Genomic DNA, 14,689 nt, shown 5'->3' on the forward strand with positions numbered 1-14,689 from the left:
GCAAAATTTACTTAGTCATATCCGGTTGATCCGTGAGGCGTTACCCTACATGAAAAAACAACAAAGCGGTAGAATTTTGAATATCGCCTCCTCATCCGTTAAGCAGCCGATTCCAGGCCTGATTATTTCCAATACACTACGTACCGGGGTCGCTGGATTGGCGAAAACATTGTCAATGGAATTAGCCCCTTATAATATTCTGGTACATACTGTAGCACCAGGGAGAATTGCAACCGATCGCGTACGCAGCTTGGACGAGCATCGAGCTGAAAAATCTCATCAGACGACGGTTCAAGTTCGCAAACAAGCAGAAGAGGACATTCCACTTGGAAGATACGGAGAGCCTGAAGAGTTTGGTAAAGTCATTGCTTTTCTAGCATCGTCGGCTTCATCCTATTTGACTGGCAGCACCATTCTTGTGGACGGTGGCATGATTAAATCATTATAAAAAAGAAGCGTGCCGGCATCAGTTTAAAATGGGTGGTGGCACGCTTCTTTTTTATAAGTTGTTTAGAGTGAAGTTGAATTCGCTGACTGATCAGCTCTCACGGCTTGGAAGCTCGCAACCCTCATCGGTACATACACCACCTGCATCCTGTTTGGACGAGCTGCCGCTGATCATAGTGAAAGGTGAACGTTCATCCCATGCTTTTTGAAGCGCATCGTGGAATACCTCCTCCGGCTGAGCACCAGAAACAGCGAATTTTCGATCAAATACAAAGAATGGCACACCCTGTACGCCTAACTTAGCACCTTCAGCTTCATCAGCTCTAACTTCATCGGTAAAGCGGTCACTGGCTAAAATAGCAGCGGCTTCGTTATGATCCAAACCAACCTCGGCTGCCAACGCTGCCAGCACTTCACGGTCTCCAGTATGCTTGCCTTCCATAAAGACGGCCTGAAATAAACGCTCGCTTAATTCCAGCATTTTGCCTTGAGTTTGAGCCCATTGCGTTAGACGGTGAGCATCAAGAGAGTTTGTCGGCACCATGGCATGAATATTGTACTCCAGGCCCGCAGAACGTGCATTTTCGGTCATGCGATCATTCATGGCATGAGCCTCTTGCAGGCTGACACCATATTTTGCTGATAGTTCTTCATTAATCGTTTTACCACTATCTTTCACAGCGTTAGGGTTCAATTCAAAACTCTTGAATGTCAATTGAACCTCATCGCGGTGTGGGAACTGCTGTAGGACTTGCTCCAAGCGGCGTTTGCCAATATAGCAGAACGGACACATATAATCAGACCAAACTTCGATATTCATTAGAGAAATGCCTCCATGTATACATATTTTATTGAGCAACTGGGGGGTGAATCAGCCTATTTAAGAGTAGCGAAAAGGTGAAACTTAATTAGTTACAAAAAGAATTATACGGCTAAAGTATTCGACTTGCAAATAATTAATACTTGTCAAAAAATAAATGCTGTGATATTTTATATCTGTAACCGGTTACACAAATGGAGCTGAGCCTACAATATGACAACAATTAAGCAGGTAGCTAGTTTTGCAGGTGTTTCTGTAGCGACCGTATCCAGAGTTATTAATGAAACTGGATATGTCCATGAGGATACACGGCGAAAGGTTGAAGCTGCGGTGAAACAGCTAAATTACAAGCCTAATGAAGTTGCACGTTCTCTGTATAAAAAGAAATCCAGATTAATCGGTCTGCTGCTGCCGGATATTACAAACCCTTACTTTCCCTTGTTGGCTCGTGGGGTGGAGGATCGAATGCAGGAAAATGATTTTCGGATTATCTTCGGTAATAGTGATGAAGATCGCCAAAAAGAATTAGATTACATGGATACTTTTGTTCAGAATAATGTGGTTGGGGTTATTTCATCTACCAATGACCCTACTGCTGACTGTTACGCCAAACTGAAAATACCAGTCGTTTTTCTCGATCGGACTTCCAGTGATAGTCTCTCCGTTTATGCGGATGGAGCTCATGGCGGTCGCTTGGCTGCTCAGGCCATGGTTGCTCGTGGCAGCAGACGAATAACAGTCATACAGGGTCCTGCTCATATTCGTCCAGCACAAGATCGTTTCCGCGGGGCGGTGGAAGAGCTTCAGCATTCCGGTATTGCTTATCATGTCGTCGAGACAACGTCCTTTTCCTTCAAGGATGCTGAATCGTGGGCCAAAGAGCTGTTCAGCAAGTACCCGGATACCGACGGAGTTATTGCCAGTAACGACATTGTAGCTACCGCGGTGATGCATGAGGCACATAGATTAGGAAAAAAAATCCCGGATGATGTTCAAATTATCGGGTTTGATGATATACCATTAAGCAGCTTGCTATTTCCGCCATTATCAACGATCAGGCAGCCTGCTTATGAAATGGGCTGGGAGGCGGCAGGTCTGCTCATTCAGTTGATTGAACAGGCGCAAGCGTCGAAATCAAGTGTACCTAATCTTCATACGAAAGTACTTACCTATTCAAGCATACAATTGCCCGTCAAATTTATCGAACGGGAAACGACGAGAAAGGTGGATTATAATGGCTAAAATTTCCGTTATCGGAAGCAGTTCGATGGACCTCGTAGTGACTTCGTCCAAGCGTCCCGGTGCTGGTGAAACCGTACTGGGAGAAAGCTTTAAAACAGTACCTGGAGGTAAAGGAGCCAATCAGGCAGTAGCCGCAGCACGACTCGGCGCGGATGTTACGATGATTGGACGTGTAGGGGATGACCATTTTGGACAACATATTTTACGCAATTTTGAAGAGAATCATGTTCATATTAGCCATGTGAAACCGGTTACACATATGGAAAGCGGTACAGCGCATATCACGCTGGCCGAGGGTGATAACAGTATTGTCGTGGTAAAAGCAGCAAATAACGAAGTTACGCCTACTTACGTGGAAGAAGCGCTTGAAATCATTCGAAATTCGGATATTGTGTTAATTCAACAGGAAATACCGGCGGAAACTGTTGTCTATGTAAGCGAAATTTGTGCGAAGTATCAGGTCCCCTTGTTGCTGAATCCAGCTCCGGCTCGTGAGGTGGAAGAAAGCGTAATTGCCAATGCAACCTACATTACGCCAAACGAGCACGAAGCTGCCATCATGTTTAGGGATATGAGTCTTCAGGAAGCCTTGCGCAAATATCCGAATAAGTTGTTTGTAACGGAAGGCAGCAATGGTGTACGGTTTTTCGACGGAGAACAGGAAGTTGTAGTTCCCACTTACAAGGTAGAAGCCATTGACACAACAGGTGCAGGAGATACTTTCAACGCTGCTTTTGCGGTGGCGCTAGCTGAAGGAAAATCACTGGCAGACAGTGTGAAATTTGCTAATCGTGCTGCGTCCTTGTCCGTTACCAAATTTGGAGCACAAGGTGGAATGCCAACCCGTCGTGAAGTGGAGGAACAATTATAATGAAGAAACATGGAATCTTAAATAGTCATATCTCCAAAATACTAACGGATCTCGGCCACACCGACTTTATTGTCGTGGCTGATGCCGGCCTACCTGTTCCTGAAGGCGTTACCAAAATTGATTTGGCGCTGAAACTGGGAGTTCCGTCCTTTCAGGACGTTGTTGATGTTATTGCCGCAGACATGGTGATTGAAAAAGTAACCCTGGCCGAAGAAATCAAACAAGAAAATAAACCAGCATTCCAGTATATTATGAATACCTTTACAGAGGAGCAACTAGAGCATTCACAGATTCCTGAGTCGACTGCCGTCATTGAGTTTTGCTCGCATGAGCAATTTAAGGAATTAACCCGGCAAGCCAAAGCTGTCATACGTACAGGAGAGGCTACGCCGTTTGCCAATTGTATTTTACAGGCAGGAGTTCATTTTGGGTAAATTAATGTGAATGAAAAAGGGGGGGACAGTATGCAGATTCAAATGAAAGGAATTCACAAAGCCTTTGGAGCCAATCAGGTACTGAGTGGTGTTGACTTTGATCTCGGTGAAGGAGAAGTACATGCCCTCATGGGTGAAAATGGTGCAGGTAAATCAACACTAATGAATATTTTAATCGGACTGCATCGACGAGATGAGGGAACGATCATCATTGACGGTCAGGAAACCTATTTTGCCAACCCTAAGGAAGCGGAGCAAAAAGGGATTGCTTTTATTCACCAGGAACTGAATGTATGGCCGGAGATGACGGTGCTGGAAAATCTGTTTATCGGCAAGGAGATGACTTCCAAGTGGGGGTTACTAGAAAGCTCTAAAATGAAAGCGTTAGCAAATGAGCAACTTAGCAAGCTTTCAGTAAACCTTCCTTTAAATGGTGAAGCAGGCGAGTGCTCAGTGGGTCAACAGCAAATGATTGAAATAGCCAAGGCACTCATGACGGATGCTAAAGTGATCGTAATGGATGAACCAACAGCAGCCTTAACCGAACGGGAAATTCAAAAGCTGTTCGAGGTTATCAACTCCTTGAAAAAAGATGGTGTTTCAATTGTGTATATTTCCCATCGCATGGAGGAGATATTCGAAATTTGTGATCGGATTACCATTATGCGTGATGGGAAAACCGTAGATACTCAAGCGATTCCTGACACGAATTTTGATGAGGTCGTACGGAAAATGGTTGGTAGAGAGCTGACTGAACGCTACCCGGTAAGAACGCCTGCTTTGGGTGAAGTGGTGCTGGAGGTCAAAAATGCATCACACCAAGGTCTATTTGAAAATGTGAATTTTACTGTCCGCTCTGGGGAAATTGTAGGTTTTTCAGGTTTAATGGGCTCGGGACGCACTGAGATCATGCGGTCGTTATTTGGACTGGATGCCTTGGACAGTGGTGAGATACACGTACGAGGGAAAAAGGTGTCTATTCGCAAGCCGGATGATGCGGTGAAATTAGGAATTGGCTTTATTACAGAAGACCGAAAAGATGAGGGCTTAGTGCTGGACTTTTCCATTCGGGAAAACATGGTGCTGACGAATCTGTTCAGTTTTACTTCAAAAGGATTTATTTCAGGTAAAAAAGAGCTGGATTTTGTTAACACATTAATTAAGCGCTTACAAATAAAAACGCAATCGGCTGAAGCAAGAGTTGGCAGTTTGTCAGGCGGCAATCAGCAAAAGGTGGTTATTGCCAAATGGGTGGGGATCGGTCCCAATGTGCTTATTCTTGACGAGCCGACAAGAGGTGTGGATGTGGGAGCTAAACGGGAAATCTACCAGTTGATGAACGAACTGACCGAACGTGGGGTTGCGATTATTATGGTATCCTCAGAACTTCCTGAGATACTCGGCATGAGTGATCGTATTATCGTGGTGCACGAGGGAAAGATCAGCGGAGAGCTGAGCAGGGAAGAAGCCACACAAGAAAATATTATGACGCTAGCTACAGGAGGACAGTAATATGACAACTATGAATCAAGCAAAAGGTAGCAAAGGCATCCAAATATCACAAATCACACAGAAGCTTGGCCCATTGTTGGGACTCATTATTTTGGTGATTATTGTATCGGCCTTAAATCCCAGCTTTTTGGAACCGCTTAATATTTTGAATTTGTTGCGCCAGGTTTCTATTAATGCATTGATTGCGTTTGGTATGACCTTCGTTATTCTAACAGGCGGAATAGACTTGTCCGTCGGCTCCATATTAGCACTATCCAGTGCGTTTGTCGCAAATATGATGCTGGCCGGCTTCGACCCCATTCTGGCAATTATCATTGGTTGTGCATTGGGTGGCGTAATGGGTATGGTCAACGGCTTGATGATTACCAAAGGTAAAATGGCTCCGTTTATCGCCACACTCGCAACTATGACTATTTTTAGAGGATTAACCCTGGTTTATACCAACGGTAACCCTATTACGGGACTTGGAGACAGTTTGGTGTTTCAATTGTTTGGTCGTGGCTACCAGTTTGGCATTCCGGTTCCGGCGATTACGATGCTCATTACCTTTGCTGTCCTGTGGATCATTTTGCATAAAACACCATTCGGACGCAAAACGTATGCCATCGGCGGCAATGAGAAAGCTTCGATTGTATCCGGTATTAAAGTACCACGTGTGAAAATTTGGATTTACTCTTTGGCTGGAATGCTGTCTGCATTGGCAGGTGCTATCTTGACCTCACGTTTGAACTCGGCACAGCCGACAGCGGGTACTTCTTATGAACTGGATGCCATTGCGGCTGTCGTACTAGGTGGAACTAGCCTTTCGGGAGGACGTGGACGAATTGTAGGTACATTAATTGGTGTGCTTATTATTGGTACCCTAAACAACGGCTTGAATTTGCTGGGGGTTAACTCTTTTTATCAAATGGTCGTAAAAGGGATCGTCATTGCTATTGCAGTATTGATTGACCGTAAAAAATCTGCATAATACACCTAATCTGCGTAGAAGGAGACACACAAAATGAAAAAGCTTACATTAATCATGACTGTCTTGCTGCTCCTGCTCATGACAGGGTGTTCCCTGGAGCCGCCCGAATGGGCGAAACCTAAAGCTGCTGCAAACCTGAAGGACATTAAAATCGGCTTGTCGATCTCAACGCTGAATAATCCATTTTTCGTTTCTCTCAAAGACGGAGTTGTGGCAGAGGCCAAAAAGCAAGGATTGCAGGTTATTGTGGTCGATGCACAAAATGATTCTGCAAAACAAAGTAATGACGTGGATGATCTGATCCAACAGGGAGTGAACGCGTTACTTATTAATCCGACAGATTCATCGGCGATCTCTACAGTGGTACAATCAGCAAATGCATTGCACATTCCGGTAATTACGCTGGACCGTTCTGCTGATAAAGGAGATGTCAAAGCACTCGTTGCTTCCGACAACGTCGAAGGAGGACGGATGGCAGCCAGATACGTAATTGATCAAGTCGGAAAAGGGGCCAAGGTCATTGAGCTGGAAGGCGTCCCAGGTGCATCGGCTACCCGCGAACGCGGGAAAGGCTTCCATGAAGTAGCCGATAAGGACCTGAGGGTCATTGCCAAGCAATCGGCTGATTTCGATCGGACCAAAGGTTTGAATGTGATGGAAAATCTGCTGCAAGGCAACCCGGACGTTCAGGCTGTATTTGCCCACAATGATGAAATGGCATTGGGAGCGATCGAGGCGATTCAAAGCTCTGGTAAGAAAATTCCAGTCATCGGCTTTGACGGCAACGAGGATGCGCTTAAATCTATTAAGGAAGGGAAACTGACCGCCACCGTGGCTCAGCAACCTGAGCTGATTGGACAATTGGCAGTGCAAGCAGCCAAGGATGTACTTCAAGGTAAAACCGTTAAAAAATCCATTCCCGCCAAATTGGAGCTAGTGGATCAATCTAAATAAAAACGAGCACGTGAACCAATATATTAACTTTTGAACTGATGCAAAAATATGCATCAGTTCTTTTTTTGATGTTTTACGAGGGCGATATATACACATAAAAAGAAGTTTTTAATTTTTGTATTGTAAGAAGGGACGCTAAAAGATAGAATAACAATTGTATGATAATGAGAATCACTATCATTTCATAAATGCATGTAACTAAGGAGGACTAATATTTTGCAACAAAAGTACAGCTTAAAAATAGGAATCATGCTTGGTCTTGTCAGTTTATTGATGCTTGTATTGGCTGCATGCGGAAGCACGCCTGGTAACAATCAGACCAATGAAAAGAGCGGAACGGATACTCTTAACGGGCAATCCCAAGCGGTTGCCATGCGCGAATATGTGGATGCCACTGGCCAAAAGATCAACATTCCTGCAAATCCACAGCGAGTCGTCACGACACAATACTTGGACGCGATGCTGGCTCTAGGTGTGAAGCCAGTAGGGGCTGCTTCTCATGTATTAGAAGGCGACTACTTAAAAGGTAAGATAGACGGGATTGCTGATATTGGGAACCCGACGAATGTGGAAAAGGTACTGGAACTACAACCTGATCTAATCATAACAACAGAAGATACCTCGCCAAAAGTGAAAGAGCAGCTGGAGAAAATTGCCCCAACCGTGTCTGTTTCGTTTGGAGGCGGGGATGTATTTAAGCAACTGCAGGATGTCGCAGCCGTGCTGGGTAAAGACAAGGAAGCTGAGCAGTGGATCGCTAATTTCAACCAAAAGGCTGAAGAAAGCCGAAAGAAGCTGGCTGGAAAATTCAAAAAAGATGAAACGGTTACCATTTATATGACCTACGGTAAGGACGTGCTAAGAGTGTACGGGGCGCGAAATGTAGGACATGTCATCTACCGTTCACTGAAATTGAATCCTCCAGAGTACATACGTCAAAAGCTCGCAAAGGACCCGAAGTATAACTTTGTATACGATAGCATCTCGATGGAAAAGCTGCCTGAACTGTCAGGGGATCGTATTATTATGCTGGTTTACGATGAAGCGACTACGGATGGGATGTTGAAGGAAATTGAACAAAGTGCGCTGTGGAGAAATCTCCCGGCTGTCAAAAACCACAAAGTGTATTTCATCAAGGCTGATCCGTGGTTTACCTACTCACCACTGGCTATCGATCAATCACTGGATGAAGCTATCAAGTTGTTTGCCGCGGGTACTAAATAAATGAGTTCAATGAATAAGAAGGGAGAAGGGATATGTTCAGACGATTTTTCGAGTATTACCGTCCTTACCGGACGTTGTTTATCATTGATTTTACTTGCGCCATACTAGCTGCTCTACTGGAGTTGGTTTTTCCGCTTGCAGTTAATCGGGTGGTTGATGATTTGCTACCCAGCGGTAACTGGAAATGGATTTTATTTGCCTGTCTAGCTCTACTTGGGATTTATGTTGTAAGCGCCGGATTGAATTATGTCGTTACCTATTGGGGACACAAACTGGGAATTAACATTGAATCAGACATGCGTAAAAAGCTGTTTGATCGAGTACAAAAGCAATCCTTTCGCTTTTTTGATAATAACAAAACAGGGCACCTGGTCTCGCGCATGACCAACGATCTGATGGATATCGGAGAAATTGCCCACCATGGACCTGAGGATTTGTTCATTGCACTGATGACTCTGGGCGGGGCTTTCGGTATTATGCTCAGCATTAACTGGAAATTAGCTGTGCTGACATTTATTATTGTTCCATTGATGATTTACCTGTCTTTGTATTTTAGCCGCAAAATGAATGCAGCTTTCCATCGTATGTTTTCTGATATTGCGGATTACAACGCCCGGATTGAAAATAACGTTAGCGGTATCCGCGTTGTTCAGGCATTTTCTAACGAAGCACATGAAATGGAGCGTTTTGCTGAGAATAATGGACGGTTTCGTAAAACAAAGCTAATCGCTTATCGCATAATGGCATGGAATTCTTCAATCAGCTTTATTCTGATGAAGCTGGTCTCATTGTTTGTGCTTGTATGTGGAACATGGTTTGTTATAGAGGGACAGATGTCCTATGGAGAATTTATCGCATTTGTAATGCTGTCTAATGTGTTTCTCGCACCTATCAAACAAATTAACTCTGTTATTGAAACGTATCCTAAAGGAATCGCCGGCTTCCGCCGCTACCTGGATTTGCTGGAAAGTGAATCTGACGTAGAGGATCTGCCAGGCGCGAAGACCGTTAAGCACCTCAACGGAGATATTCAATTTGAAGGTGTAACATTTCGCTATGAAAATAAAGACAAGGTACTACGTAGAGTGGACCTATCCATACATGCAGGAGAAACCGTAGCGCTTGTGGGTCCTTCTGGAGCAGGTAAAACGACACTTTGCAGCTTGCTGCCCCGCTTTTATGATGTCGAGGAAGGCAGAATTACGATTGACGGTATGGATATCCGCGAAATGAAGCTGGATTCGCTGCGATCCATGATTGGTATTGTACAGCAGGATGTTTTCCTCTTTGATGGAACGATTCGTGAAAATATCGCTTATGGGAAACTTGATGCTTCAGAAAATGAAATCTGGGATGCTGCCCGTCGAGCTCAAATTGAAGATCTTGTTCGATCGTATCCAGAAGGGCTGGATACGATGATCGGTGAGCGAGGCGTAAAGCTGTCCGGTGGTCAAAAGCAACGTTTATCCATTGCCCGAATGTTTCTGAAAAATCCGCCCGTTCTTATTTTGGATGAAGCGACATCGGCATTGGATACAGAGACAGAAGCTGCAATTCAGCAGGCCCTGACAGAGCTATCTCAAGGTCGCACGACACTCGTGATTGCACATCGTCTGGCAACGATCAAAAATGCTGATCGCATTATTGTTGTTGCAGATCAAGGGATTGCCGAGCAAGGAAAACATGAAGAATTAATGGCCGTAAAAGGTGCGTATAGCCGTCTCCACCAAGCTCAGTATGGAACGTAAGCGACGTCAATATGCTAGCTCTTACACTTTCCTGACGGTTAACAAGGATTTGTGCAGATATGATCGTCCAGCGGAATAAAGAGAATGTCTCATAGAAGTAACTGCTTCAGTATGTTGGCAGCCCTTTGGTAGTTATGCCGAAGGGCTTTATTTTTACAACCTAGCAGAGCATTTAGAGAGGCGTCGGAATTTTGTTATTGAAGCCGTTGCCACATTAATTTACAATAGTGAAGATGATGCTTGATAATAATTCTCATTATCAAGCATCATCTTCACTACAGGTTTTCGTGATAGTCTACATACTATTCAACAGTAAGGGTGAACCACAGTTATGAAATTATTAGAATCTTCGGATAGTCCTGCTCAAAGTAATCAAAACCAGCCCCGGGCTCCATTCCACTCGCGGCCGTGGGCGGCTTCGCTTATCCTGACAGCCGGATTAGCACTGTTAGCATTCGGCATTGCTCTGTCCTTATCATTTGGTGCAGCCCCCATCAGACTGGAAGAGGTCTGGAACGCCGTCTTACATTTTAATCCTGAGCTGCAAAGCCATCAAATTATATGGGAAATTCGTCTACCTCGTATTCTGGGTGGTGTGTTAATCGGAGTTTGTTTTGCCGTAGCAGGAGCCATTATGCAGGGGATGACCCGCAATCCGCTTGCGGACTCTGGCTTGCTTGGGTTAAATTCAGGTGCCAGCTTGGCGATGGCCATTTGCTTTGCTCTTTTTCCGGGTACTTCCTTTTTGAAATTAATGTTGTATTCTTTTGTGGGTGCAGCGTTGGCGGTTGGGATGGTTTACGGTACAAGCGCTATATCCAAATCAGGTATTACGCCAGTTCGTCTTGTGTTGGCAGGTGCAGCTGTCACGGCGTTGCTGTCTGCCTTAGGAGATACGATCAGTTTATACTTTAATGTGGGACAGGATTTGGCCTTTTGGTACGCTGGAGGACTTAGTGGGACCAAGTGGGTTCAGCTAGGCATTGTCGTTCCGTGGGTTGTGGCAGCTTTTATCGGTGCTCTCATGCTATCACGCTCTATTACGTTGCTTAGTCTAGGCGATGAAATTGCATTGAGTCTTGGTCAGCGAACTGGGCTGGTTAAGGTTGCAGGGATGATTCTCGTATTGATTCTTGCAGGCGCTGCAGTATCGTTAGTCGGCTCTATAGGTTTCGTAGGGTTGATTATTCCCCATATCACGCGCAAATTGGTTGGGGTGGATTATCGCTGGATTATTCCTTGTTCGGCTATTATGGGAGCCTTACTTATCGTGTTTGCCGATCTGGCGGCCCGTATGATTAACGCACCTGAGGAAACACCAGTGGGCGTACTTATTGCCTTAATTGGTGTTCCATTCTTCCTTTATCTGGCACGCAAAGAAAGGAGGGCACTGTAAGATGAGTAACGTTGCGAATGGGGCTATTGCCAACGCAAGTCACCGTAAAAAAATCCATGATTGGATCGTTGTTATCATTTTGCTTGTATTGCTCATTGCTGCATTCACTGTAAGCGCGAATACGGGAACGATCCGGCTGTCGCCAATGGAGCTTTTTAGAACCTTGTTCGGACAAGGGACTCCACAGCAGGAATTAATTCTCTTTGAATTCCGGTTGCCGCGAATGGTTATTTCCATTCTGATCGGTGCAGGCTTGGCTGTTTCCGGTTGCATTATGCAGGGAGTATCACGCAATAGTCTGGCGGAGCCTGGTATTCTGGGGATTAATGCAGGCGCCGGGCTGATGGTTATGCTGTTTGTATTGCTTTTCCCATCGATGCAAACTATGAATTCATTATTTTTACTTCCCGCTCTTGCACTCATCGGATCGGGAGCGGCTGCTATTTTGATCTATGCTCTTTCTTACAAGAAAGGCGAAGGCATTTCTCCGACAAGGCTATTGCTGAGCGGAATTGGGGTAGCGGCGGGCATTAGTGCTGCCATGATCATGATGACTCTCAAATTGACACCTGAGAGCTATACATTTGTAGCCAATTGGTTAGCAGGAAGCATATGGGGTTCTAACTGGAAATTCGTCATGGCTCTGCTGCCTTGGCTGCTTGTATTGCTTCCTTTTGCATACTATAAAGCGAATGTGATGAATGTACTTAATCTAGGGGATCAGACGGCATCCGGGTTAGGTACACCTATCGAAAAGGAACGTATTCTCCTCCTGGCTGCTGCGGTTGGACTGGCCAGTTCAAGTGTGTCGGTTAGTGGCGGAATCGGTTTTGTAGGATTGGTGGCTCCGCATTTGGCAAGAAAGCTGGTAGGGCCAAAGCATAAAATGCTGCTGATAACCTGTGCTTTAGTCGGAGCACTCTTGGTGCTCGTAGCAGATACGATCACACGATCCCTACCTTTACAGAAAGAAATTCCGACGGGCTTGATTGTAGCCATCATAGGTGCGCCATACTTCTTATATTTGCTGAGTCGCTCCAAGGGATAACATAAAAAATAACCTTCTACACCACTGAGGCAGTGGGGCTGAAGGTTATTTTTTTATTTGATGTAGCAGCCTTTCATCTTAACGGGAAGCATTCAAGGCATGAGAGGTTTGATGCAGCTCTCTGATCATTTTATGCAACGTGTAATTTTCCTGCCGTGTTACGCCGTGTTGATTTTCCTGAACCAGCAGTTGATGGATGTTTCGTTTTAAAATTTCACTTCGACGTTCCAGCATTTCGGTACTCATAAATAAATGAACACTCCCTTTGTCATGAATAAATCTACATTTTAGAAATAAGCATAGACTGAAAATAAGGTTGCCTTTCGACTTATTTAAGTATAGCGTGCTGGATGATCAAGGGAAAACGGAATGAGATAGCAAAATACTTATCCTCATCATCCATACCGTGTCGACAGCTACTCACCCCATGAGTTCTTAGATATACTTCCTTATGCTGGCGATAACAGGAGATTAGGAACAATTAGCTTCATGTATATGGAATCACTTATTGATTTGGACAGCTTGGACAATGAGGAAGAGTTGCTTTTACCATCATTATTTGTATTGCGGATATACTGGGCGAACGGCTACTTGCTCAGGATCATGCCCGAAGAACAGAAAATTCGGCTTGATCTCCTGCACAATCTGCTGAATGCGGGCGATTGACTTGCGTGCCTGTTCACGGTTAAAGCCGTCAAACGGTACGTCGTTTGTGTAATTCTCCTGTGTGTAGGCAACATCAATCGTCAGCATGACCGGACCCGATTCCTTTGTTGTGACGAGTGCGGATTGATGACCCGGCGAATGACCTGGAGTATAGAGCAGTTGCAAGCCTGGCACCAGTTCATGATCCCCTTGGAGCAGTCGGTAATTTAAGTCTGCCTGTACGCATTCCGGTGGCGCATACGCGAGATTATCAATCGCAGCGTCTGCTTCGGTCTGCTGTACATATATTGGTGTATTCGGAAAATGCGGATTGCCTCCAGCATGATCCATATGCATATGAGAGATTACGATGGCATAGATATCCTCCGGTTGATAGCCGATCCGATCCAGTACTGCTACGATCCTATCATCTGCTGTCATATGGGGGATGAAGCGCCCTTCAAACGGTGTACCTTTAAAATAATTCGGATTATCAATAAACGAATCCGGCATGCCAGTATCAATGAGAATCGGACCATGATCCGTCTCCAACAAATACGACCAGATTTGCAGGCGCACCAGTTCACCAGGCTGTGCATGGTGGTTGAGTGAGGAGCGATCAATATCAAGCTGACCGACCGGTAACCAATACAATTTGTTGATCATACAATCATCCTCCAATCTTGGTTTACATAATAAATATTATGTAATTATGTTCATTCTTTTGAAAATTAATTTTTAATAGTTTAAATGATAAGGCATACAGGCGTCTAGCAGGAATTTACCATCAGGCAGGTCAGTTCGTGCTGTAATATAACCGGATGAGCAAAAAAAGAATAAGTATACGCCGGTCGTTGAGGAGATTCAAAAAAACTGCATGTTGGAGATCAAGCAGATGCTAGAGATTCAAGGTTGCTTGCTATTTAGAGTGAACACCAGGCTGGACAAGAGGGGGGAGCTTTATTTATACTTAAAAAGCGCTCAAAAAAACTGCGTATAATATAAATTATACGCAGTTAAGGTTTAAAACGACTTTTAGATGCTCTCCTGCATAAGATGTCGATTGGATTGTCGATAAAAATCAGACGAAATTGATAATTCTACAGCATATTTCGAAATTTGAACGGAAATGGAGGCAAGCGGAATGAAAAAAGGATTGCGGCAAATAGAGCTAGATACGATAGAAGAAATTGATGAAGTGTATGCTGAAGAACTGGAAGCTTTTTTGATTTGGATGAAGGATGCGGGGTATACGATACATACGCAAAAAAATTACATGGGGGATGTAAAACAGTTTTTACGTACGTTACGTGATAAACCACTTGACAATGTGAAAAAGATTCATGTGATGTCGTATTTGTCTAAAGCGCGGGAAGGA

The 14,689-nt window shown here is 44.5% G+C and carries 15 protein-coding genes; 12 read left to right on the forward strand and 3 right to left on the reverse strand.

The features are described from left to right. Nucleotides 1–448: SDR family oxidoreductase (locus tag AC5V8P_RS15155; protein ID WP_495473706.1), on the forward strand; the 448-nt coding region annotated here is incomplete at its 5' end. Between the two features lie 90 nt (nucleotides 449–538). Here the strand turns inward: AC5V8P_RS15155 and AC5V8P_RS15160 are convergent. Then, on the reverse strand, nucleotides 539–1,267 hold the full coding sequence (locus tag AC5V8P_RS15160) for a DsbA family oxidoreductase (protein ID WP_064797081.1): 729 nt from the start codon (nucleotides 1,265–1,267) through the stop codon (nucleotides 539–541). 213 nt (nucleotides 1,268–1,480) lie between these two features. On the opposite strand from AC5V8P_RS15160, the gene AC5V8P_RS15165 reads away from it, so the two are divergent. The 10 genes from AC5V8P_RS15165 to AC5V8P_RS15210 all read left to right on the forward strand — a co-directional run bounded on the left by AC5V8P_RS15165 (nucleotide 1,481) and on the right by AC5V8P_RS15210 (nucleotide 12,666). After that, the gene (locus AC5V8P_RS15165; protein WP_063210580.1) at nucleotides 1,481–2,509 is read left to right on the forward strand and encodes a LacI family DNA-binding transcriptional regulator; all 1,029 of its coding nucleotides are present in this window, start codon (nucleotides 1,481–1,483) and stop codon (nucleotides 2,507–2,509) included. Next, nucleotides 2,502–3,380: a ribokinase gene (gene rbsK / locus AC5V8P_RS15170; RefSeq protein ID WP_064797082.1), complete on the forward strand. Its 879-nt coding sequence runs from the start codon at nucleotides 2,502–2,504 to the stop codon at nucleotides 3,378–3,380. Before AC5V8P_RS15165 ends, rbsK begins: the two co-directional genes overlap by 8 nt. Continuing rightward, entirely contained in the window at nucleotides 3,380–3,814 is a 435-nt protein-coding gene (gene rbsD, locus AC5V8P_RS15175) for a D-ribose pyranase (RefSeq protein WP_063210576.1), read from the forward strand. Before rbsK ends, rbsD begins: the two co-directional genes overlap by 1 nt. Before the next feature lie 30 nt (nucleotides 3,815–3,844). Further along, a complete protein-coding gene (locus AC5V8P_RS15180; protein WP_064797083.1) occupies nucleotides 3,845–5,326 on the forward strand; it encodes a sugar ABC transporter ATP-binding protein in 1,482 nt (493 codons plus the stop codon). 1 nt (nucleotide 5,327) lies between these two features. Then, nucleotides 5,328–6,296, forward strand: a complete 969-nt coding sequence (locus AC5V8P_RS15185; protein ID WP_064797084.1) for an ABC transporter permease subunit — start codon at nucleotides 5,328–5,330, stop codon at nucleotides 6,294–6,296. Nucleotides 6,297–6,329: 33 nt separating this feature from the next. Continuing rightward, nucleotides 6,330–7,250, forward strand: a complete 921-nt coding sequence (gene rbsB / locus AC5V8P_RS15190; RefSeq protein ID WP_064797085.1) for a ribose ABC transporter substrate-binding protein RbsB — start codon at nucleotides 6,330–6,332, stop codon at nucleotides 7,248–7,250. A gap of 216 nt (nucleotides 7,251–7,466) precedes the next feature. Beyond that, nucleotides 7,467–8,474, forward strand: coding sequence for an ABC transporter substrate-binding protein (locus tag AC5V8P_RS15195; protein WP_064797086.1), 1,008 nt, complete (start codon nucleotides 7,467–7,469; stop codon nucleotides 8,472–8,474). Between the two features lie 32 nt (nucleotides 8,475–8,506). Then, complete coding sequence (locus tag AC5V8P_RS15200) at nucleotides 8,507–10,222, forward strand: ABC transporter ATP-binding protein (RefSeq protein WP_064797087.1); 1,716 nt, start codon at nucleotides 8,507–8,509, stop codon at nucleotides 10,220–10,222. Between the two features lie 331 nt (nucleotides 10,223–10,553). Further along, nucleotides 10,554–11,618 carry a FecCD family ABC transporter permease gene (locus AC5V8P_RS15205; protein ID WP_064797088.1) on the forward strand — a complete coding sequence of 355 codons (1,065 nt, stop codon included), beginning with the start codon at nucleotides 10,554–10,556 and terminating at the stop codon, nucleotides 11,616–11,618. 1 nt (nucleotide 11,619) lies between these two features. Continuing rightward, complete coding sequence (locus AC5V8P_RS15210) at nucleotides 11,620–12,666, forward strand: FecCD family ABC transporter permease (protein WP_063210561.1); 1,047 nt, start codon at nucleotides 11,620–11,622, stop codon at nucleotides 12,664–12,666. A gap of 78 nt (nucleotides 12,667–12,744) precedes the next feature. Here AC5V8P_RS15210 and AC5V8P_RS15215 read toward each other — a convergent pair whose 3' ends face one another. Together AC5V8P_RS15215 and aiiA are read right to left on the reverse strand one after the other, a co-directional pair. Further along, nucleotides 12,745–12,912, reverse strand: a complete 168-nt coding sequence (locus AC5V8P_RS15215) for a hypothetical protein (protein WP_167669746.1) — start codon at nucleotides 12,910–12,912, stop codon at nucleotides 12,745–12,747. A gap of 309 nt (nucleotides 12,913–13,221) precedes the next feature. Further along, nucleotides 13,222–13,977 (reverse strand): quorum-quenching N-acyl homoserine lactonase AiiA, encoded by a 756-nt coding sequence (gene aiiA, locus AC5V8P_RS15220; RefSeq protein ID WP_063210559.1) that lies wholly within the window; start codon nucleotides 13,975–13,977, stop codon nucleotides 13,222–13,224. Nucleotides 13,978–14,455: 478 nt separating this feature from the next. Here aiiA and AC5V8P_RS15225 point away from each other — a divergent pair. Continuing rightward, a partial coding sequence (locus AC5V8P_RS15225) for a phage integrase N-terminal SAM-like domain-containing protein (RefSeq protein WP_495473707.1) occupies nucleotides 14,456–14,689 on the forward strand: 234 nt, incomplete at its 3' end.

It is taken from the genome of Paenibacillus sp. N119s (assembly GCF_059447605.1).